19 protein-coding genes and 2 pseudogenes are annotated in these 24,724 nt (G+C 71.7%); 10 read left to right on the top strand and 11 right to left on the bottom strand.

Features of this window, described 5'->3' with window-relative positions:
* Positions 1 to 23: 23 nt before the first annotated feature.
* Both ABD207_RS02480 and ABD207_RS02475 read right to left on the bottom strand, forming a co-directional pair.
* Positions 24 to 1,421, bottom strand: coding sequence for an MFS transporter (locus tag ABD207_RS02480; protein WP_344009707.1), 1,398 nt, complete (start codon positions 1,419 to 1,421; stop codon positions 24 to 26).
* 159 nt (positions 1,422 to 1,580) lie between these two features.
* On the bottom strand, positions 1,581 to 2,144 hold the full coding sequence (locus ABD207_RS02475; RefSeq protein ID WP_344009706.1) for a dihydrofolate reductase family protein: 564 nt from the start codon (positions 2,142 to 2,144) through the stop codon (positions 1,581 to 1,583).
* A gap of 140 nt (positions 2,145 to 2,284) precedes the next feature.
* Between ABD207_RS02475 and ABD207_RS02470 the strand changes: the two genes are divergently transcribed.
* A complete protein-coding gene (locus ABD207_RS02470; RefSeq protein ID WP_344009704.1) occupies positions 2,285 to 4,354 on the top strand; it encodes a SpoIIE family protein phosphatase in 2,070 nt (689 codons plus the stop codon).
* 68 nt (positions 4,355 to 4,422) lie between these two features.
* Here the strand turns inward: ABD207_RS02470 and ABD207_RS02465 are convergent, their stop codons facing one another.
* From ABD207_RS02465 to ABD207_RS02440, 6 genes are read right to left on the bottom strand one after another with little or no spacing between them, the layout of a single operon-like run.
* Positions 4,423 to 7,185 (bottom strand): fumarate reductase/succinate dehydrogenase flavoprotein subunit, encoded by a 2,763-nt coding sequence (locus tag ABD207_RS02465; RefSeq protein ID WP_344009703.1) that lies wholly within the window; start codon positions 7,183 to 7,185, stop codon positions 4,423 to 4,425.
* An 11-nt stretch (positions 7,186 to 7,196) separates the two neighbouring features.
* Positions 7,197 to 8,060, bottom strand: a complete 864-nt coding sequence (locus ABD207_RS02460; RefSeq protein WP_344009701.1) for an ABC transporter ATP-binding protein — start codon at positions 8,058 to 8,060, stop codon at positions 7,197 to 7,199.
* Entirely contained in the window at positions 8,044 to 8,928 is an 885-nt protein-coding gene (locus tag ABD207_RS02455) for an ABC transporter permease (RefSeq protein ID WP_344009699.1), read from the bottom strand. The genes ABD207_RS02460 and ABD207_RS02455 overlap by 17 nt, the downstream gene beginning before the upstream one ends.
* Entirely contained in the window at positions 8,925 to 10,268 is a 1,344-nt protein-coding gene (locus ABD207_RS02450; RefSeq protein WP_344009698.1) for an ABC transporter substrate-binding protein, read from the bottom strand. The genes ABD207_RS02455 and ABD207_RS02450 overlap by 4 nt, the downstream gene beginning before the upstream one ends.
* 16 nt (positions 10,269 to 10,284) lie before the next feature.
* Positions 10,285 to 10,512 (bottom strand): 4Fe-4S dicluster domain-containing protein, encoded by a 228-nt coding sequence (locus tag ABD207_RS02445; protein ID WP_344009697.1) that lies wholly within the window; start codon positions 10,510 to 10,512, stop codon positions 10,285 to 10,287.
* A gap of 41 nt (positions 10,513 to 10,553) precedes the next feature.
* Positions 10,554 to 11,345 (bottom strand): GntR family transcriptional regulator, encoded by a 792-nt coding sequence (locus tag ABD207_RS02440; protein ID WP_344009695.1) that lies wholly within the window; start codon positions 11,343 to 11,345, stop codon positions 10,554 to 10,556.
* 221 nt (positions 11,346 to 11,566) lie between these two features.
* Here ABD207_RS02440 and ABD207_RS02435 point away from each other — a divergent pair.
* The 5 genes and pseudogenes from ABD207_RS02435 to ABD207_RS02415 form a co-directional block, all read left to right on the top strand.
* A pseudogene (locus ABD207_RS02435) lies at positions 11,567 to 12,109 on the top strand (NAD-dependent epimerase/dehydratase family protein); the annotation flags it as partial.
* Between the two features lie 325 nt (positions 12,110 to 12,434).
* Positions 12,435 to 13,184, top strand: a complete 750-nt coding sequence (locus ABD207_RS02430) for an NAD(P)-dependent oxidoreductase (RefSeq protein WP_425580611.1) — start codon at positions 12,435 to 12,437, stop codon at positions 13,182 to 13,184.
* A gap of 358 nt (positions 13,185 to 13,542) precedes the next feature.
* Positions 13,543 to 14,880 carry a ferredoxin reductase family protein gene (locus ABD207_RS02425; protein WP_425580610.1) on the top strand — a complete coding sequence of 446 codons (1,338 nt, stop codon included), beginning with the start codon at positions 13,543 to 13,545 and terminating at the stop codon, positions 14,878 to 14,880.
* Positions 14,881 to 15,100: 220 nt separating this feature from the next.
* Positions 15,101 to 16,108: an NADP-dependent oxidoreductase gene (locus ABD207_RS02420; RefSeq protein WP_344009693.1), complete on the top strand. Its 1,008-nt coding sequence runs from the start codon at positions 15,101 to 15,103 to the stop codon at positions 16,106 to 16,108.
* Between the two features lie 69 nt (positions 16,109 to 16,177).
* On the top strand, positions 16,178 to 17,284 hold the full coding sequence (locus ABD207_RS02415; RefSeq protein WP_344009692.1) for an AI-2E family transporter: 1,107 nt from the start codon (positions 16,178 to 16,180) through the stop codon (positions 17,282 to 17,284).
* Positions 17,285 to 17,355: 71 nt separating this feature from the next.
* Here ABD207_RS02415 and ABD207_RS02410 read toward each other — a convergent pair whose 3' ends face one another.
* Both ABD207_RS02410 and ABD207_RS02405 read right to left on the bottom strand, forming a co-directional pair.
* Positions 17,356 to 17,988 carry a PH domain-containing protein gene (locus ABD207_RS02410; protein ID WP_344009691.1) on the bottom strand — a complete coding sequence of 211 codons (633 nt, stop codon included), beginning with the start codon at positions 17,986 to 17,988 and terminating at the stop codon, positions 17,356 to 17,358.
* A gap of 127 nt (positions 17,989 to 18,115) precedes the next feature.
* Positions 18,116 to 18,880, bottom strand: a complete 765-nt coding sequence (locus ABD207_RS02405) for a class I SAM-dependent methyltransferase (RefSeq protein ID WP_344009690.1) — start codon at positions 18,878 to 18,880, stop codon at positions 18,116 to 18,118.
* A 245-nt stretch (positions 18,881 to 19,125) separates the two neighbouring features.
* On the opposite strand from ABD207_RS02405, the pseudogene ABD207_RS02400 reads away from it, so the two are divergent.
* The 3 genes and pseudogenes from ABD207_RS02400 to ABD207_RS02390 all read left to right on the top strand — a co-directional run.
* Positions 19,126 to 19,344, top strand: a pseudogene (locus ABD207_RS02400) (alpha/beta hydrolase); the annotation flags it as partial.
* A gap of 70 nt (positions 19,345 to 19,414) precedes the next feature.
* Complete coding sequence (locus ABD207_RS02395; protein WP_344009752.1) at positions 19,415 to 19,660, top strand: hypothetical protein; 246 nt, start codon at positions 19,415 to 19,417, stop codon at positions 19,658 to 19,660.
* A gap of 251 nt (positions 19,661 to 19,911) precedes the next feature.
* Positions 19,912 to 22,032, top strand: coding sequence for a PQQ-dependent sugar dehydrogenase (locus ABD207_RS02390; protein WP_344009689.1), 2,121 nt, complete (start codon positions 19,912 to 19,914; stop codon positions 22,030 to 22,032).
* A gap of 102 nt (positions 22,033 to 22,134) precedes the next feature.
* Here the strand turns inward: ABD207_RS02390 and ABD207_RS02385 are convergent, their stop codons facing one another.
* Entirely contained in the window at positions 22,135 to 22,719 is a 585-nt protein-coding gene (locus ABD207_RS02385) for a TetR/AcrR family transcriptional regulator (RefSeq protein WP_344009688.1), read from the bottom strand.
* A gap of 131 nt (positions 22,720 to 22,850) precedes the next feature.
* Between ABD207_RS02385 and ABD207_RS02380 the strand changes: the two genes are divergently transcribed.
* Entirely contained in the window at positions 22,851 to 24,362 is a 1,512-nt protein-coding gene (locus ABD207_RS02380) for an FAD-dependent monooxygenase (RefSeq protein ID WP_344009687.1), read from the top strand.
* Positions 24,363 to 24,724 lie beyond the last annotated feature (362 nt).

The raw sequence follows: 24,724 nt of genomic DNA, 5'->3' as shown, positions 1-24,724 counted from the left end.
CCCGGACTCCTTGCCGCCGGCCATCAGTTGCGCAGCGCCCGGCGGTGGTCGTCGCCGCGCAGTGTCAGCAGGGCGACGGTGCTGACGGCACAGGTGACGACCACATAGTGCGCGGGGATGTCGATGTTGCCGGTGCGCTTGATCGCCTCGGTGATGATCAGACCCGCGCACCCGGAGAACACCGCGTTGGACAGCGCGTAGGCCAGCCCGAGACCGGTGTAGCGGACGCGGGTCGGGAACATCTCGGCGAGCATCGCCGGTCCGGGACCGGCCATCATGCCGACGACGGCACCGGCGACGAACACCGCGACGCCCTTGGAGCCCGTGGAGGACCCGGGGTCCTGCAGCAGATCCAGCAGCGGGAACGCGAGGACGGCCACCAGCACGGCCCCGGCCACCATCACCGCGCGCCGCCCGATCCGGTCGCTGAGCGCGCCCGCCGGGATGATGGAGGCGGCGAAGCCCAGATTCGCGAGCACGGTCGCGATCAGCGCCTGCTGGAAGCTCGCATTGAGGGTGCTCTGCAGATAGGACGGCATCACGACGAGGAAGGTGTACCCGGCCGCCGACCAGCCCATCAGCCGCCCGGCGCCCAGCGCGATGGCCTTGGCGACCTCCCGGGCCGGGGCGGCGGTCACCGCATCCGCCCGCGGGGTGTCCTTCGCCTGCGGGGTGTCCTTCGTCTGAAGACCCCGGTCCTGCGCGGCCCGCTCGCTCGTCCCGGGGCTCCGGTCCCGGGCGGCCCGCTCGAAGGAGGGTGTCTCCTCGAGCCTGAGGCGCAGCCACAGGGCGGCGAGTCCCAGCGGCAGGGTCAGCAGGAACGGCAGCCGCCAGCCCCACCCGTTCAGCTGCGACTCGCTCATCACCGTGGCGAGCAGCGCGGCCATGCCCGCTCCGCCGAGCAGGCCGAGCGCCACCGTGAAGGACTGCCACGCCCCGTAGAGCCCGCGCCGTCCGGGCGGGGCGAACTCCGTCATCACCGAGACCGCACCGCCGAACTCCCCGCCCGCGGACAGTCCTTGCACGATCCGCAGCAGGGTGAGCAGCCAGGGCGCGGCGGCTCCCACCGTGGCGTAGGTGGGCAGCAGGCCGATCAGGGTGGTGGCCACCGTCATCATCAGCACCACCAGGATCAGCGTGGGCCGCCGCCCGATCCGGTCGCCCACCCGCCCGAACACCGCGGCACCGATGGGGCGGAAGAAGAAGGCGAGCGCGAACGAGGCGTACGTCTTGACCAGCGCCTCGATCTCGCTGCCGCCGTCCGGGGTGAAGAAGTTGGCGGCGATGATCGTGGCGAAGTAGCCGTAGACCCCGAACTCGTACCACTCGATGAAGTTGCCGACCGACCCGGCGACCAGCGCCCGTCGTGCCCGTGGTGGTCGAGCGGTTCCCTCGGCGGTGTCGTGCACGGGGGTGGTCATACGGCGCGCCCCTTCAGGGTCTGGGTGATGCGGAAGGAAAGATTCCCTGGACTGGCAGTAAGTTTCAGCAGCTCACGCGAAACTGTCAATAACTTTCACCTGGGGTGCTGCTCGATCACCGGTCGTTTTTGATCATCAGCTCCGCGGCGTGTCCCGCGCCTACCGGGACACGCGGTAGTGCAGGTACACGACGCGGGAGGCGAACGTCCGGCTCTCGACCAGTTCGAGATCCACCTGGCGTTCGTGCCGGGGGAAGAAGGGTGTGCCGCCGCCGACCAGGACGGGGTGCACCATGGTCCGGTACTCGTCGATCAGCCCGGCCTTCGCCGCCTCGGCCGCCAGCGTCGCGCCGCCGATCGCGATCTCGCCCTCCCCGGGCTCCGCCCGCAGCCGCTCGATCTCCTCCGCCACGCTGCCGGAGGCGAGGCGGGCATGCCCCCGCACCTCGGTCAGCGTGCGGGAGAACACCACCTTGGGCAGCGGATTCCAAAGGGAGATCCACTCGCGCTGCGCCTGGTCCAGCGAGGGGTCCTGCGCGGCCGTCTCCCAGTACAGCATCGTCTCGTACAGCCGCCGTCCCAGCAGATGCACGCCGACCCCGCGGATCTCGTCGATCCAGAACCGGAAGATCTCGTCGTCCGGCTCCCCCCAGTCGAAACCGCCGTCCGGCCCGGCGATGTAGCCGTCGAGCGACATGCTCATCGAATAGGTCACGCTGCGCATCGGGCCTCCTCGGTGACGGGTCCGGCCGTATGACCACCCACGGTCGCGGAACTCATCGCAGGCCGCACGTCCGCCGGTGACGGCACAATGGGACGCAGCGGTATGAAGTGATTTGTCCCATCATGTCGAGGACGTGGCGGATGTCGGTAGATCACAAGGAGAACCGGAGCGCGCCGGAACGGCAGCGTTCCGAGCCCGGGACGCTGCTGGAGCACGTCTCCGTCGCCGTCCTCGGCATCGACGACCGCGACCGGATCTGCTTCTGGGGGCCGGGCGCCCAGGATCTCTTCGGCTACGACGAAGCGGCCCTCACCGAGCCCGTCGACCTTCTCTTCGACGAGCACGAGCCGGGCCCCGGCCCACCCGGAACACCAGCCGGCAGCTATCTCGCCGACCAGGGCCGCACCCTCGGCTACTGGCGCGGCCGGCTCCCTGTGCGGCACCGGGACGGGAGCATCTTCGACTGCGGCTTCCGCGCCTTCACGATCACCGGCGGCGACGGCAGCACCGTGGTGATGGCCCTGGCCAGCAGAAGCGCGGAGCTGGACCGGGTCAAGACCAACCTGGCGTTCGTCGACGCCCTCTTCGACGCCTGCCCGATCGGCCTCGTCCAGCTGGACCAGGACCTGCGCTACACGCACCTCAACCAGGTGCTCGCCGACATGGACGGCATCACCGTCGAGGAGCACATCGGCCGCCGCATGCCGGACGTCATGGCACCACGCGACCCCGCCGCACTGGAGCGGCTGCTGCGCAGCGTGGCCGAGCACGGCCGCTCCGTCGTCGGCCACCTCGTCCCCGTCCGGCACGCCCAAGGGGAACGGGTCAGGTCACTGAGCCTGTTCCCGCTCAGCCGGGCCACCGGCACCCGGCCGGGCATCGGCGGAGTCGTCATCGACGTCACCGACCGGGAAGCCGCCATCCTCGAGGCCGCGGAGTCACGCGCCCGGCTCGAACTGCTGGACCGGGCCACCGCCCGGATCGGCACCACCCTGGACGTCAAGGTGACCGCCGGCGAACTCGTCGAGGCCGCGGTCCCCGACTTCGCCGACGCGGCCGTGGTGGAGCTCGTCGACTGCATGGGTGAACCCGAGATCTTCGACCCGGCCCTGCCGCTGATCACCCAGCGGATCGCCTCCGGCACGGTGCTGCCGCCCCCCGCCGAGGAACTCGTCGGCGGCGTGGACACCGTCCGGTACCCGCCCGGCTCCAGCATCCACCGCATGCTGCGCACCGGCCGCCCGATCGCCGTCCCGGTGGACTCCGGCTTCCTGAGGAGCACGGTCCTGCGCGAGGACCGCACCCGGGTCCTCCTCGAAAGCGGTCTGACCGGCCTGCTCATCGCGCCGCTGATCGCCCGCGGAACGGTCCAGGGACTCACCATGTTCGGCCGCTCCGACGCCCGGCCGCACTTCACCGAGCAGGATCTGCGGCTCGCCGCCGAGCTGTCCGCCCGCGCCGCCCTCTGCCTGGACAACGCGCGCCTGTACACCAGGGTCCAGGACATCGCCCTCACCCTCCAGCGGGCCCTGCTGCCCGCCAGCCTGGCGACCAGCCCCCATGTCGAGATCGCCCACCGCTATGTCCCCGGCAGCCACGCCAGCCTGGTCGGCGGCGACTGGTACGACGCGATCAGCGTGCGCGGCGGGCGGGTCGCCCTCGTCGTCGGCGACGTGATGGGCCACGGGGTGCCCGCGGCGGCGGCCATGGGCAGGCTGCGCATCACCGCCCGGACCCTCGCCCGCAGCGGTCCGGACCCCTCCGCGCTGCTCGCCGAGCTGGACATCTCCGCCCAGGAGGCGGGCATCGACCTGGCCACCTGCCTCTACATCGACTACGACCCCGGCACGGGCCGCGCCCGCATCGCCAGCGCCGGCCACCCGCCCCTGCTCGTCCGCTCGCCGGACGGCCGCGTGGATACCGTCTGCGACACCCCCGGAGTGCCCCTCGGCGTGGGCGGGCACCCCTTTCACACCACCGAGATCACCCTGCCCGACGGCGCCGTGCTCGCCCTGTACACCGACGGCCTGGTGGAGACCCGGGACCGGGGCATCGACGAGGGGGTGGCGGCGGCCGCCGCCGTGCTGGGCAGTGCCACGGACGGTCTGGAGGAGACGGCGGACCGCTTGCTGTTCCAGCTGCTGCACGGCCCGCCGGGCGACGACACGGTCCTGCTCCTGGCCCGGGTCCGCCACCGTCGCTCACCGTGACGATCGGACCGGTGCCGCCCTCACCGGATGATCAGGGCCGGACCCGGACCGGACTCATGTCCGTGCCCTCACAGTGCGCGCGCCGCGTACGCCCTGACGTCGGCGTCCACGTCGCCCGTCGCCGTGGCGAGGGCCGCGCGGGCCTCCTCGTGGGCGCGGTGCCGGGTCAGCGCGGTGACGGACGCCTTGCGCACATCGGCGTTCGGATCGGCGAGCGCCTTGGCGAGGGCAGGCACGGCGAGGTCCGCATCCGCACGTGACAGGGCGGTCGCCGCCCCTGCCCGTGCCTGCCAGGCCGGGTCGGACAGTGCGGCGACGGCGCGCTCGGCCAGCGGCGCCGGGCATCCCGTCGTGCCCAGTGCCTCGAAGGCGGCCGCCCGGACCAGCGCGTCGGGGTCGTCGATGAGCGAGGCGAGCGCCGAGCGGACCGCCTCGGGACCGGGGCCGGCGGACGCCGAGCAATCCGTTGAAGTGCCGGTGACGGCGGCCAGGCCCTTGGCGACCGCGACGCGCACCTCGCGGGAGGGCTCGGCGGTCGCCGCGCGCGCCAGCACCTCGACGGCGTCCACCGAGACCAGCGCCCGCACGGCCGCGACCCGGACACCTATGTCGGCGTCCCCGAGGAGATCCGCGAACCGGCCCGCGTCCCCCAGACGCAGGACGCGCAGCGCGTCCAGTGCGGCGGCCCGGGAGACCGGATCGGCCTGCGACAGCGCGGCGACCAGCCCGTCGCGCAGGGCGGGTTCGGGCGGCAGCGTCTCCACCAGTTCGCGCAGCGAGTCGGCCGCTGCCGAACGGACCCCGGCATCCGGGTCGGCGAGCGCCGCGGCCAGCGCCGGCCCGCTGCCCGGTGGCGCCGTCTCCGTCAGCACCGTCACCGCGGTGCGCCGGACGGCGGGCTCGGGGTCGGTCAGGTAGGGAGTCAGATCCGCCAGCCCCGGCTCGTCCTCCGCGAGGGCGAGCAGGTCCAGCAGGCGCGGACTGACCGGCGTGTCCGCCTCGCCGCCCGTACCGCCGGCGTCCCGGCCGGCGGGCGTCCTCGGCCGCATCGCCACCGGCGCCGCCTCCCGGGCGCCCGCGGTCGCCACCTGCTCCGGGTGGACCTCCCCGATGTGGCGGGACGGCCCTCCTACCGGGCTGAAGCCTTCGACCGGGACCACATAGGGGGCCACCGGCCGCGCCGTGAACTCCATGACGCCGGCGGGGGACTTGCGCAGATCCAGGTGATGGAACCACGACGCGTCGTCCCGGTGCGGATGGTCCAGACGGTCGTGGTACAGCCCCCAGCGGGACTCGGTACGGGCCAGGGAGGCCCGCGCCGCCATCTCGGCACAGTCGCGGATGAACGTCACCTCCGCGCAGCGCATCAGCTCGTGCGGGGTGCGGGCGCCCATCGCGGCGATCTCGCCGCGCATCCGCTCGAACGCCTCCAGCGCCAGCGACAGCCGGGCCCCGGACTTCGGCGGCGCCACATAGTCGTTCACGAACCGGCGCAGCTTGTACTCGACCTGCGGCTGCGGCGGGCCGTCCGGGTTGCGCAGCGGACGGTAGATCAGCTCGTGTGCCTCGCGCACCTGGCCCGCGGGCAACTCCCCGCCGAACGGCGCGTACTGGGCCGCGTCCGCGCCCGCGAGGTCACCGAACACGAACGCGCCGATCATGTAGTTGTGCGGCACACAGGCCAGATCGCCGGCGGCGTACAGCCGGTCCACCGTGGTGCGGGCGTGGTCGTCGACCCGGACGCCCGAGGCGGAGTGACCGCCGCACAGGCCGATCTCGGAGATGTGCATCTCCACGTCGTGGGTGCGGTAGTCGTGCCCGCGGCCGGCGTGGAAGGTGCCGCGGGTCGGGCGCTCGGTGGTGTGCAGGATGCCTTCCAACGCGGACAGCGACTCCTCGGGCAGATGACTGAGCTTCAGATACACCGGGCCGCGGTCGCTGGCGACCTCCGCCGCGAACTCGGCCATCATCTGCCCCGACCAGTAGTCGGAGTCCACGAAGCGCTCGCCGTGCCGGTTGACCTGGTAGCCGCCGAAGGGGTTGGCGACATAGGCGCAGGCGGGACCGTTGTAGTCCTTGATCAGCGGGTTGATCTGGAAGCACTCGATGCCGGTCAGCTCGGCGCCCGCGTGATACGCCATGGCGTAGCCGTCGCCCGCGTTGGTGGGGTTCTCGTAGGTGCCGTAGAGGTAGCCGGAGGCGGGCAGTCCGAGCCGCCCGGCGGCGCCGGTCGCGAGGATCACGGCTCCGGCGCGCACGGTGACGAACCGGCCGGTGCGGGTGTTGAAGCCCGCCGCGCCCACGGCGCGCCCCCGCACGGTCAGCACCCGCACCGGCATCACCCGGTTCTCGATGCGGATCCGCTCCCGCATCTCGCGCCGCCGCAGCTGCCGGTACAGGACCTTCTTGACGTCCTTGCCCTCCGGCATCGGCAGGACGTAGGAGCCGGAGCGGTGCACCTGGCGGACCGCGTACTCGCCGTGCTCGTCCTTCTCGAACTTCACCCCGTACGACTCCAGCCGCTGCACCATGGCGAAGCCGCGGGTGGCGGTCTGACGGACGGTGGACTGGTCGACGATGCCGTCGTTGGCGCGGGTGATCTCGGCCACGTAGTCGTCCGGTTCGGCGCGGCCGGGGATGACGGCGTTGTTGACGCCGTCCATGCCCATGGCCAGGGCACCGGAGTGGCGCACATGGGCCTTCTCCAGCAGCAGCACTGCGGCGCCGTGCTCGGCCGCGGTCAGCGCGGCCATCGTGCCGGCGGTGCCGCCGCCGATGACGAGGACGTCGCAGGAGAGCTCTTCGGCGTCGGTGAGGTCGGGGATCTCCACCAGAGGGCCTTTCAGGTACCGAGGGATGTCAGGACGTCGCGCCGCAGCGCGCGATGCGCCGGGTCGTCGTGCGCGGCCCGCTCACGAGGACGCGGGACGTCCCGCACGGCGAGGAGCCGGCCCGCGCCCAGCAGGGCCACCCGGTCGCCCAGGAACAGGGCCTCGTCCACGTCATGGGTGACGAAGACGACGGTCGCCCCCGTGCCGTGCAGGACCTCCACCAGCAGGTCCTGCATGCCGGCCCGGGTCTGGGCGTCCAGGGCGCCGAACGGCTCGTCCATCAGGACCGCGCGCGGGCTCGCGACCAGGGCGCGGGCCAGCTGGGCCCGCTGACGCTGGCCGCCGGAGACCCGGTGCGGCAGCCGCTGGGCGTGCTCGGCGAGCCCGACCCGCTCCAGCCACGCCTCGGCCCGCGCCCGGCGTTCGCCCCGGGGCACGCGCCGGATCGCCAGCGGCAGTTCCACATTGGCGCGCAGCGTGCGCCAGGGCAGCAGCGCGTCCTCCTGGAACACCAGGGCGCGCTCGGCGGACGGCCCGGTCAGCCGGCGCCCGTCCTGGGTGAGCTCCCCGGCCAGCGGCGGAAGCAGCCCGGCCAGGGTGCGCAGCAGCGTCGACTTGCCGCAGCCGGAGGACCCGACGACGGTGAGGATCTCGCCCGGCGCCACATCGAGGTCCACCCCGCGCAGCACCTCGGCGCCCGGACGCCCCAGGGTGGCGGCCCGCAGACCGAGCCCGGCGCCGGAGCGCGGCGCGGAACCGGCATCGGACGCGCCGGTCGTACGGACACCGTGCGCGGTGGTCGTGCGGACGCCGGCCGCGGTGGCCGTGCGGACATCGGACCCACCGCTCGTACGGACGTCAGACGAGCTGGTCATGGGGAACCTCCTGCTTCGTCGGGACGGCGGCGGGTGCCGAGGAGGGGGCCGCCGGAGCCGGCCGCTCGGTCCGTGCCCCGGGCACGTACGAGGTGCGCGGCAGCCAGCGGGTCAGCCGCCGGCCCAGCAGCTCGACCGCCGTGGAGGTGAGCCAGCCCAGCACGCCGATGGTGACCATGCCGACGAACACCCCCGGATAGTCGACGACGGTGTAGTCCTGCCAGGTGCGGTAACCGACCCCGTACTGGCCGGAGATCATCTCGGCGGAGATCACACAGATCCACGACACGCCGATGCCCACCGACAGACCGCCGAAGATCCCGGGCAGCGTGCCCGGCAGGACCACCGAGCCGAGGATCCGCCACCGGCCCCCGCCCATGGTGCGCACCGCCTCCTCCCACACGGGACTGAGCGCGCGCACCGCGTGCCGGGTGGAGACCAGCACCGGGAAGAACGCGGCGGTGAAGGTGATGAAGACGATGCCCTGCTCGTTGGACGGGAACAGCAGGATCGCCACCGGCACCAGGGCGATGGCCGGGATCGGCCGGACCACCTCCAGCAGCGGCCCGAGCAGATCCTCGGCGAGCCGGGAACGGGCGATCAGCACACCCGCGGCCACCCCCAGCACCGCGGCCAGCAGAAAGCCGGTGACGATCCGGGTGAGGCTGTCGGTCAGGTCCGTCCAGTAGTCGGGGCCGGACAGCCGTCCGGCGAACGCGTGGGCCACGTCGCCGACCGTGGGGAACTGCGAGAAGCGCAGCCAGATGTCCACGTCCAGGCTGGTCAGCAGCTGCCAGAGGCCGAGGGCCGCGGCGAGCGCGCCCGCCCGCAGCGCGAACCGGACGGCCCGGGGTGCGGTCCTGCTCATGAGGCACGCTCCAGTGCCTCCGCGTAGCTGATCACCCGGGCTCCGTCGTGCCGGGCGGCGTACGCCCGCGCCGTGGCCGGCGCGACGAACGGCAGCAGCTTCCCGCCGTCGGCCACCCACACCGCCTTGTCGGCGAACCAGAAGGTCCCGGTGGTGGCGTCGGGGACGTACGCGGCCCTGACCTCGCCCGGGTGGGCGGCCACATGACGCAGCAGCTCCTCCGGCGAGGCGAAGGTGCGGGTCCGCGCGGCGCCCTTCGGCCAGACCTCGCTCTCCGGGGTCGGCGGCGCCGACGCCACCCGCTCGGCGTACGACGCCCCGAGCGCCTTCCGCACGTACCGGTCGTCGACGAAGGCGTCCACGTCCACGTCACCCGTCAGCTTCGCGGACTTCAGGATCGACACGTCCTGCTTCAGCGCCGACACCAGCCCGGGCTTGATCGCCGGGTCGAAGGTGGCGATGCCGTGGGCGCCGTTGTAGAGGTAGACGACCTCGGCCGGCAGCCCCGTGGCCTCGGCGACCTTCTCCGCCGCGGCCACCGGCCGCTCGTTGAGATAGTCGGTCGCCTCTGCCTGGGCCTTCAGGAACGCATCCAGCACCGCTGGATGCTTCTTGGCGAAGTCCTCGCGGACCGCGACCCCGTGGAAGGTGGGAAGGTTCAGCTGCGCCCCGTCGTACAGCGCCTTCGCCTTGCCCTGGTGGGCGAGCAGACCTGGCCAGGCGACGAACTGCGACAGGGCGTCCGCGCTGCCCGCCGACAGCGCCGAAGCCCCCACCGCCGGCTGCTGGTTGAGCTTCTCGATGTCCTTGGCCGGGTCGATCCCGGCGCGCTGCAGCGCCCGCACGAGCGTGCCGTCGGCCGCCGAGCCGACGCTGGTGGACACCTTCTTGCCCTTGAGGTCCTTCAGCGAGGTCAGCTTCGAGTCAGGGGCGGTGACGACCGTGTTGAGGCCGCCGCGCAGGTTGTAGCCGGTCACGGACACCATGCGGGTCGGGCGGTTGAGCTGCTGACCGCGCGCCGCGTTGATGAGCAGCGGGAAGTCGCCCATCGAGCCGATGTCCGTCTTCCCGGCGGTCATCTGGGCGGTGATCGGCGCCCCGGTCGCGTGGTCCTGCCAGACGACCTTGTACCTGCGGCCGTCGCCGAGCGCATCGAGCTGCTTCTCGAAGTAGCCGAGGGAGCGGAGCAGGGTGCCCGCCGTGACCGTGTTGATCGTCTTCGACTGATAGCCGACGGTGACCGTGACCGTGCCGTCGTCACCGGCCCGGGCATCGCCGCCGCAGGCCGTCAGCGGAGCGAGCAGGACGACGGCCGACGCCGCGACTGCAGTGCGTTTCATGGGAGTTCGTCGCCTTTCACCGGAGCAGATAGGGCATGTTGACCGTGACGGCTCCGGTGGGACAGCGAGCCGCGCACGGGCCGCAGTACCAGCACTCGTCGACGTGCATGTACGCCTTGCCGCTGCTCTCGTCGATGGCGAGGGAGTCCAGCGGGCACATGTCCACGCAGAGCGTGCAGCCGACGATGCACTTCGACTCGTCGATGGTCACGGGCACATCGGCCCGCTGGGGCACCAAGGGCATGGCTGTCTCCAGGAAGGTGTTGCAGGGGGGAGGGCTCGAGGTCAGGGCGAGCGGCGCAACAGGCCGCTCATGGTGATGCGGTCACCGCGGAACCGGATGAACTCCAGGTCCACCGGGCGGCCGTCGGCGAGATGCGTGAGGCGCTCCAGCATCAGGACGGCGGCTCCGTGCGGCGCCTCGAGGACGGCGGCGGAATGGGTGTCCGCGGTCACCGCCTCCAGGGTGATCTCGGCATGCCCGAGGGGCTGCCCCGCCACGGCCTCCAGCAGCCGGAAGACGTCCGTGTTCTCCAGGTCGGCGCCGAGCAGAGCGGTGCCGATGTCCAGAGGGATGTACGTCAGGTCGAGGGACAGCGGAAGACCGTTCAGCCGGCGCAGCCGCTCGATGTACAGGACGTCCGAACCGGGCGGCACGCCCAGCCGCCCGGCCACCGGCGCGGGTGCCGGGACCGGACCCATGGTGCGGACCTCGTTGGTCACCTGCCCGTGTTCACGCAGGGTCTCCGCCAGGCCCATCAGGCGGTCCAGCCCGTGGGGGTACTTGCGGGCCACGACCACCGTGCCGACACCGGGCTGCCGCTGCACCAGCCCCTCCGCGCGCAGCAGGTCGAGAGCCTGGCGCACGGTGTTGCGGCTCGCGCCGTAGTCGGCCGCGAGGACCGACTCGTGGGGGAGCACACCGTCGGCGAAGACGCCGGACAGCAGCTGGTGACGCAGCAGGTCGGCGAGCTGCCGTGCCCGGTCGGCACGCAGCCGGCGCCGCGTCCGGTGCGCCGCGACGGTGGTCGCGGCGGCGTGCCCGGAGTGGTCTCGGATGCGGTCGGCGGGTGGCATGGCAGGAACCATACCTATCCGATAGGGAAAGTAGTATTGCGACAGTATTGCGCCATCTGACACCTCGCCACATATGCCTCTGACCTGCGGTTTCATTAACATCCGGGGGACATCCGCCAGGCCGGGACGGGACGGGCGGCCCGGACGGACCGGCAGGGGCGGGCCGGCAGGGGCGGGCCGGCAGGGGCGGGCCGGCAGGGGCGGGCCGGCAGGGCGAGAGGATGCGGGGCAGTGGGGACCGACGAAGGAGGGGGAACGGTGGAGAACGGGGGAGGAACACAGTGGAGAAGATGACGGTGGCCGTCACGGGTGCCGCGGGGACCATCGGCTCCGCCGTGCGGGCCGCGCTGCGCGACGAGGTCGCCCGCCTGGTGCTGCTCGACCGGGTGCCCCTCCGGCAGGAGACCGGCAACGAGATCGTCCACACCGTCGACCTGCGGGACGCCGCCGCCGTGGAGTCGGCACTCGCGGGCGCCGACCGCGTCCTGCACCTGGGCCGTATCCCCGACGAGGCGCCCCTGGCCGACCTGCTCGAAGTCAATGTGCTCGGCACGCACCACGTCCTGGAGGCCGCACGACGCACCGGCATCCCGCGCGTCGTCCTGGCCGGCAGCAACCGTGTGACCGGCTTCTACCCCACCGGACACCGCACCGACCCGAGCGAACCGGTGCGCCCCGACGGGCTCTACGGAGTCAGCAAGGCCGCCGTAGAGGCGCTCGGGCAGATGTACGCCGACAAGTTCGGCCTCTCCGTCATCTGCCTGCGCATCGGCAGCTTCGAGCAGACACCGAGTGAGCCCCGCCACCTGGCGACCTGGCTGAGCCCCCGCGACGCGCTCGGCTACGTCCGGGCCGCGCTGACCGCACCGCCCTCCGTCCGCTTCGCCACCGCCTACGCGGTCTCCGCCAACACCCGCCGCTCCTGGGAGCTCCCCGACCCGGCCGTACTGGACTACACCCCCGTCGACGACGCCGAGCGCCACGCCGCCGACATCCCCGGCGCGGACCGACCGGCGGACCCGGCCGCACCCCAGGGCGGACCCTACGCATCGCTTGTCGCATACCTCTCGCTGAAGCACGCTGACGTCCATGACCACACCACCCGCGCACACCGTCGCCGTCCTCGGCCTGGGACGCATGGGCGCAGGCATCGCGACCCGGCTCACCTCGCAGGGCTGGGACGTCGCCGGCTGGACCCGCTCCGGACGCCCCGTCGACGCCGTGCGGACGACCGCCGACCCGAACGACGCCGTGGCGAAGGCCGACCTGGTGCTGCTGGCCTTCTTCGACGGCCCGGCCTGCCGGCAGGTGCTCGACGAGGTCAGCGGCTCGCTCGCGGCGGACACGATCGTCGTCAACGTCAGCACCATCGCCCCCGCCGAGGCGGCCCATCTGGCCCGCGAACTCGGCCCGTCCTACGTCCATGCCCCCGTGATCGGCTCCGTGCCCGCCGTCACGACGGGCACCCTGCAGATCCTCGCCGCCGCCCCCGACGCCGCCGCGCTCGAGCGGGCCCGCCCCGTGCTGGAGGCGCTGGGCACCGTACGACCCGCCCCGGACGCCGCCACCGCCGCCGCACTCAAGCTGATCGCCAACCAGGGCCTGGCCGGCGCCGTTCTCGCCCTGCGTGACGCACTGAGGCAGGCCGACGCCCTCGGCCTGCCCCGCGCCCAGGTGCTGGATGTCCTCGAACTCGGGCATCTCGGCGGCCTCGTGGCGAGCAAACGCCCCGCCCTCGAGGCTCCCGCTTCCGATGCCGACGCGGCGAACACGCGCCCGGCCACCTTCACGATCGGCGCCAACAAGGCCTACCACCGCCGCAGTTCCGACACTTCGTGACCTCGCGGAAGGCTCTTCGTGACCTCGGGGGAGCCGGGAAGGAGCGCCTCCTCAGCGCGGCGCGCTCCTCTCCCGCCATGCCTCCCACGAGAGATTCCACTCGCCGAAGCCGTTCTCCGGTGCCACGACGGCTCAGCGAGCAGCACGACAGCTCAGCGAGCAGGGGGAATGACCCCCGGTCCACCGGAGGCGGACTGTCGCAGATCTGTTTCCTTTCCGCAGGGGACGTGAAGACGCCGTGCGCGTACTCTGTGCCCAGTTCTACGGCGTCGCCGCACCGCGACCGCGGCGAGCCGGCCCCTGCCCTGCGCAAGGCCGGCCGCCGACGACCGCTCCGTGGTGCGAGGGGGGAGCAGACTTGACGGACACCACTTCCCACATCCGGGCGGGCTCGGTCCCACCGGTGGTCGCGGCGCGGTGGGCGCTGGGCACCTTCCTCGTGCTCAACCTGCTCATCGTCGAGACCCTCTTCATCACCGAGGGCAGCGGCAAGAACGGCACACTCACCGTGGCCAAGTTCTTCGGCCTCCATGCCGCGCTGCTGCTGCTGTTCCAGCTGCTGCTGATCGCCCGGGTGCCCTGGCTGGACCGGCGTATCGGCATGGACCGGCTGACCGTGTGGCACCGCTGGACCGGCTTCACCCTGCTCTGGGTCGTTCTCACGCACGCCTTCCTGGTCGTGCTCGGCTACGCACGGCTCGACGACGCGTCGATGACCAAGACGTTCTTCGCGCTGGCAGGGGTGCCCGCGTCGCTGCTCGGCATGCTGGCCGCCGCCATCCTGGTCGCGATCGCGGTCGTGTCCACCCGGGCGCTGCGCAGGCGGCTGCCCTACGAGGTCTGGCACGGCCTGCACCTGCTGATCTACCTGGCCCTGGGGCTGGCGTTCGTCCACCAGCTCGAGGAGACGACCACCTTCACCTCCTCCAGCTTCGCGGAGCTGTACTGGTGGACGCTGTGGCTGCTGGCCTTCGGCGCGCTCGTCGTCGGCCGGATCGTGATCCCCGTGTGGCGCAACGCCTACCACCGCTTCCAGGTCTCGGCCGTGATACCGGAGTCGCACGACGTGGTGTCGGTCTACGTCACCGGCCGCCACCTCGACCGATTCCCCGCACGGGCAGGGCAGTTCTGCATCTGGCGGTTCCCCGGACACCGGAACTGGTGGCTGGCGAACCCGTTCTCCCTGTCGGCGGCGCCGGACGGCCGCTCGCTGCGCCTGACCGCCAGGGCCGTCGGCGGCGGAAGCGCAGGACTGCGCCATCTGCCGGTCGGGACCCGGGTGTTCGTCGAGGGCCCCTACGGCGCGTTCACCTCCCTGCACCGGACGCGGCCCGGCGCCCTGCTGATCGCCGGCGGCGTGGGCATCACACCCGTCCGGTCCCTGCTGGAGGAGCAGAGCGGCGGTGACGTCGTCGTCCTCTACCGGGTGCGCACCGAGCAGGACGCCGTACTGGTCGACGAGATACGCCGGCTCCTCGCGGTACGCGGCGGACGGCTGCATCTGCTCACCGGCCGCACCGGGGAGGGCGCCCGGCCGTTCGAGCCGGAGAACCTGCACGCCCTGGTGCCCGACATCACCGAACGCGACGTCTACGTCTGCGGCCCGCCCGCCATGACCTCCGCGGTCCTCGGCGCCCTGGACCGGCTCAACGTCCCCGGCCGCCAGGTGCACGCCGAGAAGTTCGGCATGGCCTGAGACCGGCCACTGCACATCACACCGGAGAGGTGTCCCCGGGCCCCTGCACCGCAGGCCGGGGACACCTCTCGTCTTTGGCCGAGGGCAGCTGCCGACCCAGCCTCTCGCGCTCCGAGCGAGGCCATGACAAGCCGCCTCTGCCCCCTGTGACGGACCTCACCACCCACGTCATACCTACCGGTCGGTACCCTCGTCGTCATCCGGAACGACAGGAGCCGTCATGTCTGCGACCAACCGTCAGATCCGCCTGGCAGCCCGCCCCGTCGGCGACGTCAAACCCGAGGACTGGGAGCGCCGCTCGGTCCCCGTGGAGGAGCCGGGGCCCGGCCAGTTCGCCGGCCGGACGCTCGTCATCTCCCTGGACCCCGCCATGCGGGGCTGGCTGGACGACCGGCCCTCCTACCTGCCTCCGGTCGGCCTCGGCGAGGTGATGCGCGCCGGATCGGTCATCGAGGTCACCGCCTCCAACCACCCTGACTACCGGCCCGGCGATCACGTGGTCGGCACCTTCGGCGTCCAGGAGTACGTGGTCTCCGACGGCAAGGGCGCGATGAAGGTCGACACCTCCCTCGCCCCGCCCTCCACCTACCTCGGCGCGCTGGGCATGCCCGGCATGACCGCCTACTTCGGCCTCCTCGACGTCGGCGCGCTGAAGGACGGCGAGACCGTCGTGGTGTCCGGGGCCGCCGGCGCGGTCGGCAGCCTGGTGGGCCAGATCGCCAAGGCCAAGGGCTGCCGGGTCGTCGGCATCGCCGGAGGGCCCGAGAAGTGCGCGCTGCTCACCGGTGAACTGGGCTTCGACGCGGCGATCGACTACCGCGCCGAGGACGTGCGCAAGGCGCTGCGCCGCGAGGCGCCCGACGGCATCGACGTCTACTTCGACAACGTCGGCGGGGACATCCTCGACGCCGCCCTGACCCGGCTGGCCATGCACGCCCGCGTGGTGATCTGCGGCGCCATCAGCCAGTACAACAACTCCACCCCGGTCCAGGGCCCCTCCAACTACCTCACCCTGCTGGTGCGCAGGGCCCGCATGGAGGGCTTCGTCGTCTTCGACTACGCCAAGCGGTACGCCGAGGCCGCCCGCGACATCGCAGGCTGGATCCAGGACGGCCGCATCAAGGTCAAGGAGCACGTCGTCAAGGGAACCGTGGACGACTTCCCCGACACCCTGCAGATGCTGTTCCGCGGCGAGAACATCGGCAAGCTCGTGCTCGAACTGACCTGAACACCCATGCAACCGGCGGCGCCGGACCCGCGATGACGGCACGCGACGCGGCCCCCATAGGGTGCCCTCATGTCTGCCCGCCTGAACTCCGCGAGAACCCGCGCCGCCCTGCACACCTCGGCGCGCGTGTCCGGGGAACTGCTGCTCGTCGTCGTGCTGTCGGTGGCCGTCCTCTGGCTCCTGGGACGGATGTGGCCCGTGGTCTGGCCGCTCGTCATCGGCCTGCTCCTGACCACGCTCACCTGGCCGCCGACCCGCCTCCTGCTCCGGCGCGGCCTGCCACCGGCGCTGGCCGCGTCGCTGGTGACCGTGCTCTTCCTGCTGCTCGCCGCCGGCACGGTCGCGCTGATCGCCGTGCCGGTGGCGTCCCAGTCGGGAGAGCTGGCCGACGGAGTGGTCGCCGGCATCGACCGGCTGCGCGAGTGGGCGGCCGGACCGCCGCTGAACATCGGCGAGGACCAGATCGCGGACGCCCTGGACTCGGCGGCGGCCCGCGTCCAGGACAGCGCCGGAAGCATCGCCACCACCGCCGTCACCGGCGTCACCACCGTGTTCAACGGCGTGGTCACCGCCGTCCTCGCGCTGTTCCTGATGTTCTTCTTCCTCAAGGACGGCCCGCGCTTCCTGCCCTGGCTGGAGCGCCAGCTGCCCGGCCGCCTCGCCACCGACGTCCCCGTCGTCGCCGCACGCTGCTGGAACACCCTGGGCGCCTTCGTCCGGTCCCAGGCGCTCGTCGGCCTGATCGACGCCGTCCTCATCGGCCTGGGCCTGTGGTTCCTGGGCGTGCCGCTGGTCCTGCCGCTCGCGGTCCTCACCTTTGTGTCCGCGTTCGTGCCCATCGTGGGCGCCCTGTTCGCCGGCCTCGTCGCGGTACTGATCGCGCTGGTCTCCAACGGCCTCACCGACGCGCTGATCGTGCTCGCCCTCATCGTGGTCGTGCAGCAGGTGGAGGGCAATGTCCTCCAGCCCATGATCCAGAGCCGCGGACTCGGCCTGCACGCCGCGGTCGTCCTGCTGGCGGTCACCCTGGGCGGCAGCCTGGCCGGCATCGTCGGCAGCCTCCTCGCCGTCCCCGTCGCCGCACTGATCGCCGTGATCTGGAACTACCTCCGCGAACAGCTCAGCGACCCGCAACAGGAACCGGACCTCGTCCCAGCCTCCGACGGCTCCCCCTGACCGACCGCCCTTCACCCTCCGCCCCGTCCGGGCGCGCCCTCATCGCTCCTGGACGGGGCCGGCCACCGCTCCTACGCAGCCTGCCGCCGCCCCACCCTGCGAACCGCCACCCCATACACCCCCGCGAACACCACCACCGGCTCGAAACCGATCACCTGCAACACCCACGGAATGTCGTCCCCGCCCCACTCCGCCGCATACCCGACGGCCAACCCGCAGCCCAGCAGCAGGAGAAACGACCCCGCACTCAGCAGCAGAGCCCACACGACCGCCGACTCCCGCACCCGAGCCCGCTGCCGGGCCGCCTCGGCGAAGGCCGCCGACGGGGAAGCCCACCCCTCACCTCGCGACCGCTCCCACACCTCCACGATCTCCCGCACCGCATCGCTCCTGGCCCCCACACCCCCGGGCAGAGCGAACAGCCTGCCCTCCCGGTCCAGCAGCAACGTCCTGGCCGACGCCGGATTGCGGTCCCGCTCGATGCTCAGCACATCGCACCACGCGGTCCGGCGCGTCCGGAACAACTGCCGCACCGCGATGTGGTCCTCGCACACCACGGTCGCCGCCCGCCAGAGCCACACGACACCGGCACACACCAGCCCCACCAGCACGAGCAGGCTCGCCTTGAACATCAGCGGAAGGCCCTCATCCGGCACAACCAACCGCACAAAAAGAACCGCCGGCCACCCCAGCAGCAGGGTCACGAACACCAACGGCCCCGCCCCCAGCCGGTACGTACGCACCACCCGCCCGTCGCTCCCTGCCACCACCGCTCCTCCAGCCGGGGTCCAGCGCTCGAGAAGCCCACGGTAGCGCGCACCCAAGTACGTGCTACCGGCCTGAAGTTGTGCTTTTCTCCTCCGGAGGAAGCCGGTACACCGACACATGGGACGTCGACTCGGCGGTGAACTCGGAACCCCGCCAGTCCGCGTGCCTGGACTCCAGCTCAAGACCTGCCAGCTGCCCCATGAGGTCGAGTTCGGACGGCCAGATGTAGCGATGCGGGCTGCGGTACAACCGCGCCTGCCCGGACTCGTCGTAGTGGAAGTGGTGGGACACCAGGTGCTGGCGCAGGGTGTCGTACGTGTCCAGGCCGATGTAGCCGTCCTCGGTGTGCCACACGGTCGCCTTCCGCCCCGGCGGAAGCCGGCGCAGTTCCGGCACCCCGAGCTCGATCACGAACCGCCCGCCGGGCCTGAGATGGCGGGCGGCGTTGCGGAAGCACTGGACCTGCTCCTCCTGGGTGAGCAGGTTGGAGATCGTGTTGTAGACGAGATACACGAGGCTGTACTTGCCGGGGGCGACCGTGGTCGCCATGTCTCCCATGACGACGGGGATCGTCGCCTCGTCGGCCTTGGTGCGCAACTGCTCCACCATCGGCGCCGACAACTCGATGCCCGTCACCGGGACACCGCGCTCGGCGAGCGGGACGGCCACCCGGCCCGTGCCGATCGCGAACTCGAGTGCCGGTCCGTCGCCCGCGAGCCGGGCGAGAAAATCGACGGTCGGCCCCAGAACCTCGGGCGCGAACATGCCGGTCCCGGGCGTGTCATAGCGCCGGGCGGCCTCGGAGTCCCAGATCTGCTCCTGCTCCATTCCATCAACGTTCCTCGGTGCTGCGGGCGTTGTCCAACGACTTAATCGTCGGCCGGTGGCGGTGGGTCGAAATTGCGTTGGCCGCCCCCGCGTGCTCCTGCTACGTTCACGGAGGCCGTGCCCGGCAGAACGAGGAGGTGGTACCCGTGAACGCAAGAGACATGGGTGCTCCCCTCGGAGTCACGGTCGGGCGACGAGCCGCCCGGGAGCGCCGTATCTGAGCACTCCCGAAAGGCATGACGACCATGCTCTTCACCTCCGAACGGCACCTCCCCGACGGCGTCCTCGAGCGTGAGTTCACCCTCGGCGACATCCCCGGCACCCTGTGGACGCCCGATTCCGCCGCACCGGCCCCGCTGATCCTCACCGCCCACAACAACGGCCTGTCCAGGCGCGCGGCCCGCCTGGTCGCCCGGGCCCGCCACACCGCGGCGAACGGCTACGCGGTGGGGCGAACGCAAGCATGTCAGCTGGTGGGGCTACACCTGGCCCCGCACCTACCACCTCAACCGCGTCACCTACACCACCGGCCGGATGTTCGGCGACGGCGGCTGGTTCAGCAGCACGCCCAGGATCCAGGTCCGGCGCGACGGAGCCTGGACCGACGTGACCGGACAGACCGTCACCCCCGCCTACCCCACGTCCCCCGCGGCCGGCACCAATCGCACCTACGTCTTCGACTTCGACACCACGACCGGCGACGGAGTCCGCATCATCGGCGGCAGCGGCGGATCCCAGACCTTCACCTCACTCGCCGAACTGGAGGCCTGCCACCGCTGACACCGGCCCACCCGGCCGGGGACACCGGCCCCCGGCCCCACAACACCCCGCACTCGCCCAAGCTTTCCTCGAGAAAGTAGAAACTTTGTCCTTGACGAGTCGAAAGTACGCCCCTTAGCGTCCAACTGACTCGCTACGCACAGGGTTTCACCCACTTCACTCCGCAACGACCAGCCGGTGTTTGCCGAGGGCCGAGCGCTCTGAGCGCCCTCGAGCTCGGGCAACCGCCGTGCAGAGCAGAGGAGTTCCGAGTGCGCAACAGACGGATCGTCACGTTCGTGGGGGCGGCGACGCTGGCCGGAGCCGTCGGGCTCCTGCCGCTGTCCCCGGCCCAGGCCGCCAGACCCGACCCGGCACCACCGCCCGCGTCGGACTTCCAGAAGGTCACCCTCAACGACCGCCCCGGCGAGCCCATGGCCCTCGCCGTCCTGCCCGACCGCCGAGTCCTGCACACCGCCCGTACGGGCGAGGTCCGCATCCACGATCCCAGGAGCGGCGTCAACTTCCTCGCCGCCGACCTGAAGAAGAGCCCCGCCGGCCTCTACCAGCACGACGAGGAGGGCGTCCAGGGCATCGCCATCGACCCGGACTTCCGCAAGAACCACTGGGTCTACCTCTACTACTCGCCCCGCCTGAACACCCCGGTGGACGACCCGGACACCCCCGGCGTCAACGAGGGTGACGCACCGGAGTTCGGCAGCCCCGAAGACTTCGCCAAGTACAAGGGCGTCACCCGCCTGTCCCGTTTCAAGCTCAAGGGCAACACACTCGACTTCAACAGCGAGCAGAAGATCCTCGACGTCCCCGCCGACCGCGGCATCTGCTGCCACGTCGGCGGAAAGATCGACTTCGACGGCAAGGGCAACTTGTTCCTGTCCACCGGCGACGACACCAACCCCTTCGCCTCGGACGGCTACGCCCCCCTCGACGACCGCCCCGACCGCAACCCGGCCTACGACGCCCGGCGCACCTCCGGCAACACCAACGACCTGCGCGGCAAGATCCTGCGCATCAAGGTGAAGCCGGACGGCAGCTACACGGTCCCGCGCGGCAACCTCTTCGCCCCGGGCACCCCGAAGACCCGCCCCGAGATCTACGCCATGGGTCTGCGCAACCCGTTCCGCTTCGCGGTGGACGACAAGACGGGCGAGCTCTACGTCGCCGACTACTCACCTGACGCGGGCAAACCGGACCCGGACCGCGGCCCCGCCGGCCACGGCCGCTGGATGGTCGTCGACCGCCCCGCCAATTACGGCTGGCCGTTCTGCGTGACCCAGGACATGCCGTATCAGGATTACGACTTCGCCGCTCAGAAGTCGGGCGGCGCCTTCGACTGCAAGGCCCCGGTGAACGACTCCCGGCACAACACCGGCCTGGGCAAGCTGCCGCCGGTGAAGGACGCGCAGATCGTCTACGGCTACGGTGCGTCAAAGGAGTTCCCGGAACTGGGTACGGGCGGTATCGGCCCGATGGGCGGTCCGGCCTACCGTTACGACAAGCACAACAGGGCGGTCAACCGCTGGCCGGCCTATTTCGACGGCAAGCCGCTGTTCTACGAGTGGACCCGCGACCAGATGAAGGCGATCACCCTCGGCAAGCGGAACGAGGTCAGGAAGATCGAGGACGCCATCCCCTCGATCACCACCGACGGCCCGATCGACGCCGAATTCGGTCCGGACGGTGCGCTGTACGTCCTGGAGTACGGCACCGGCTACTTCGCCGAACTGCCCGAGGCCCAGCTCGCCCGCATCGACTTCACCCGCGGCAACCGCACCCCGGAGCCCAAGGTGAGCGCCGACGTGGTGAACGGCCACAGCCCGCTGACGGTGAAGTTCTCCAGCGCCGGCACCAAGGACGCCGACGGCGACGCCCTCAGCTACGCCTGGGACTTCGACGCGGACGGCAGGGTCGACTCGCGCGAGGCCGACCCGGAGCACACCTACACCGAGAACGGTGTCTACGAGGCCACGCTGAAGGTCACCGACCGCACCGGCCGTTCGGCTTCCGCCTCGGTGCCGGTCGTGGTCGGGAACAGGGCGCCGGTGGTGAGGCTCGTCACTGATCCCGCCCCGGACGGCGGGACACCGTTCCACTGGGGCGACACGGTCAGCTGGGAGGTGGCCGTCACCGACGACCAGCCGGTGGACTGCTCCAGGGTCACGGTGACCTTCATCCTCGGTCACGACACGCACGGGCACCCGCTGTCCTCCAGTAACGGATGCTCTGGTTCGTTCAAGACTTTTGTGGACGGCGGTCACGCCGGTGCGGACAACTTGAAGGCCGTCTTCAACGCCACCTACCAGGACACGCCGCCCGAGGGCCTGCCGTCCCTGTCGGGCAGTGATGAGGTCGCACTGATCCCGGCCGACTGAACCGGACCTGCCGGGTGGACACACCGGGAGAAACAGGCGGGGCGCCATGGTCACGGTGGCGCCCCGCCTTGCCGTGTCCGTGCGTGCCGGCCGCAGGGCCTGTCATGCCCCGGGGTGCGGTGCGGTGAGGTAGTGCTGCAGGGTCGGGGCGAGCCAGGCCGCGATCTCCTCGGGGTGGAGGTGGGCTGCGGGCGGGAAGCGCAGGACGTAGCGGGTGAGCGCCAGGCCCAGCAGGTGCGAGGACACCAGGGCGGCTCGCACCGGCGCCTGCTCCGGGTCGGGGCAGACCCGCTCCACGAGCGGCAGCAGCTGGTCGTTGAAGATGCCGCGCATGCGTTCGGCGCCGGCCTCGTTGGTGATGCCGACCCGCAGCAGCGCGGTGAGCACCTCGTTCTCCTCCCACATGTCCAGGAAGTGGGTCACCAGCGTGCGGCCGGCCTCGTTGCGGGGGAGTGAGGCCGCGTCGGGCAGCTGCAGGTCGATGGCGACGGCCGCGGCGAACAGGCCCTCTTTGTTGCCGTAGTAGCGCATGACCATGGAGGGGTCGATCTGCGCCTGCTGGGCGATGGCGCGGATGGTGGCGCGTTCGTAGCCGTCGGCGGCGAAGCGTTCGCGGGCGGCGTCGAGGATGGCGCGGCGGGTGGCGTCGGAGCGGCGGGAGGGGGCGGTGGTCTTGCTCTGGTTCATGCCAACGATCGTAGGCCAACATCTGTAGGCCAACAAGTGTTGACACTCGTGCGCACCTCGGCCTACTGTTGCCAACAGGCGTTGACCAACATTCGTTGGCCAACAAGCGTTGGCGATAGTGGGAGGTCATCATGAACGGCACCGGCACCGGCATGGGTCAGGGCACCGGCCGCACCACGGGCTCCGCGCAGTCCGTGATCGTCGTAGGAGCCGGCCCCACCGGTCTGCTCCTGGCGGGCGACCTGGCCGAGGCCGGCGTGACCGTCACGCTCCTGGAGAAGCGCCCCCACAAGATCAGCAACCTCTCCCGTGCCTTCGGCGTGCACGCCCGCACCCTGGAGCAGCTCGACGCCCGGGGCCTGGCCGACGACCTGCTCGCCACCGGCAGCACCATCACCCGGCTGCGGCTGTTCCGCCGGCTCTCCCTCGACCTGAGCACCCTGCCCTCCCGCTTCCCGTTCCTCCTGATCACCCCCCAGTACGAGGTCGAGCGCCTGCTGGAGAAGCGTGCCAGGGATCTCGGCGTCGCCTTCCACTACGAGACCGAGGTCCTCGCCCTGCGGCAGGACGACACCGGCGTGGACGTCGTCGTCCGGGACACGGACGGATCGACCGCCACCCGCCGCGCCGCCTACGTCGTCGGCACCGACGGCCACCGCAGCGCCGTGCGCGAGGCGATCGGCCAGCCCTTCCCCGGCGTCTCCGTCATCAAGTCCCTGCTCCTGGCGGACGTCCGCCTCGCCGAGAAGCCGGAGAGCGTCCTGACCGTGGACGGCGCCGGTGACGTCTTCGCGATGATCGCCTCCTTCGGCGACGGCTGGTACCGCGTCATGGGCTGGAACCGCCGCCACGAGGTCCCCGACGACACCCCCCTCGACCTCGAGGAGGTCAGGGAGGTCACCCGCCGCGCACTGGGCACCGACTACGGCATGTACGAGGCGCGCTGGCTCTCCCGCTTCCACAGCGACGAACGCCAGGCCCCCCGGTACCGGGTGGGACGTGTCTTCCTCGCCGGCGACGCCGCCCACATCCACTCACCGGCCGGCGGCCAGGGCATGAACACCGGCCTGCAGGACGCGGCCAATCTCGGCTGGAAGCTCGCCGCCGTCGTCAACGGGCAGGCCCCCGACAGCCTCTTGGACACCTACCAGACCGAACGCCACCCGGTGGGCCGCGCCGTATTGCGCAGCAGCGGCGGCCTGGTCCGGCTGGCCCGGGCCCGCATCCCCGCCCTGCGCGCCGTACGCGCCCTGGTCACGGCGGTCATCAACGCCGTCGCCCCCGCCCGCGCCAGGGTTGTGGCCCAGCTCACCGGTATCGGCGTCACCTACCCGGCCCCGCGCGGCGCCCACCGCCTCGTCGGCACCCGGATCCCGGACGTCACCCTCCAGAGCGGAAAGCGCGTGTACGAGGCCCTGCGCGGTGGCCGGTTCGTCCTCATCACCCCGCCCACCGCACCCGCCCCGTACGACGGCGGCCCGCACGAGGGCGCGGCGGACCTCCCGCTCGCCGAGCACTGGACCAGCGCCCGCCGCACCGCCGTGCTGGTCCGCCCCGATGGATACGTGGCCTGGGCGGCCGACGCCCCCGACACCACGGCCCTGCAGAACGCCCTGGCCTCCCGCTACCCCACCGCCCCCTGACCGGACACCCTCCCGGTGCCCTGCGCCCGGGGCGGCCCGCCCCCTTCCCGCGGCCGCCCGGGGTCAGGGCTCTGTTGTCTGTGCGGGCCTTCCGCCGTCCGGCGCTCCCCGTACAGCCCGTCCACCAGAACCGGATCATGACCGTGCCCGCGCTGCTGGAAGCAGTCTCACTGCCGGTGCCGGACGAGCTCGCCACCGCTGACGGCCTCACGGTGAACGACGTCCTTCTTTCCGCGCGGGACGCTCAGGTTGGCTGATGCGGTCAGCTGCCGGCCCCCTTGCGGGTATGTGTGAACGGCATACTTCCAGCGCGCAGCATCGGTGATTTGGAAGGCCGCGGGCGGAGCGGGCCACCAGCCGTT

Source organism: Streptomyces thermospinosisporus (assembly GCF_039526425.1).
GTDB lineage: Bacteria > Actinomycetota > Actinomycetes > Streptomycetales > Streptomycetaceae > Streptomyces > Streptomyces thermocarboxydovorans.
The sequence above is the reverse complement of the archived record's forward strand: the minus strand, read 5'-3'. Positions and strand labels throughout refer to the sequence as shown.

Coding starts and splice junctions, on each gene's coding strand:
- ABD207_RS02480 (WP_344009707.1), bottom strand. CDS start 1,421: ATGACCACCCCCGTGCACGACACCGCCGAGGGAACCGCTCGACCACCA.
- ABD207_RS02475 (WP_344009706.1), bottom strand. CDS start 2,144: ATGCGCAGCGTGACCTATTCGATGAGCATGTCGCTCGACGGCTACATC.
- ABD207_RS02470 (WP_344009704.1), top strand. CDS start 2,285: ATGTCGGTAGATCACAAGGAGAACCGGAGCGCGCCGGAACGGCAGCGT.
- ABD207_RS02460 (WP_344009701.1), bottom strand. CDS start 8,060: ATGACCAGCTCGTCTGACGTCCGTACGAGCGGTGGGTCCGATGTCCGC.
- ABD207_RS02455 (WP_344009699.1), bottom strand. CDS start 8,928: ATGAGCAGGACCGCACCCCGGGCCGTCCGGTTCGCGCTGCGGGCGGGC.
- ABD207_RS02450 (WP_344009698.1), bottom strand. CDS start 10,268: ATGAAACGCACTGCAGTCGCGGCGTCGGCCGTCGTCCTGCTCGCTCCG.
- ABD207_RS02445 (WP_344009697.1), bottom strand. CDS start 10,512: ATGCCCTTGGTGCCCCAGCGGGCCGATGTGCCCGTGACCATCGACGAG.
- ABD207_RS02440 (WP_344009695.1), bottom strand. CDS start 11,345: ATGCCACCCGCCGACCGCATCCGAGACCACTCCGGGCACGCCGCCGCG.
- ABD207_RS02430 (WP_425580611.1), top strand. CDS start 12,435: ATGACCACACCACCCGCGCACACCGTCGCCGTCCTCGGCCTGGGACGC.
- ABD207_RS02420 (WP_344009693.1), top strand. CDS start 15,101: ATGTCTGCGACCAACCGTCAGATCCGCCTGGCAGCCCGCCCCGTCGGC.
- ABD207_RS02415 (WP_344009692.1), top strand. CDS start 16,178: ATGTCTGCCCGCCTGAACTCCGCGAGAACCCGCGCCGCCCTGCACACC.
- ABD207_RS02405 (WP_344009690.1), bottom strand. CDS start 18,880: ATGGAGCAGGAGCAGATCTGGGACTCCGAGGCCGCCCGGCGCTATGAC.
- ABD207_RS02395 (WP_344009752.1), top strand. CDS start 19,415: ATGTTCGGCGACGGCGGCTGGTTCAGCAGCACGCCCAGGATCCAGGTC.
- ABD207_RS02385 (WP_344009688.1), bottom strand. CDS start 22,719: ATGAACCAGAGCAAGACCACCGCCCCCTCCCGCCGCTCCGACGCCACC.
- ABD207_RS02380 (WP_344009687.1), top strand. CDS start 22,851: ATGAACGGCACCGGCACCGGCATGGGTCAGGGCACCGGCCGCACCACG.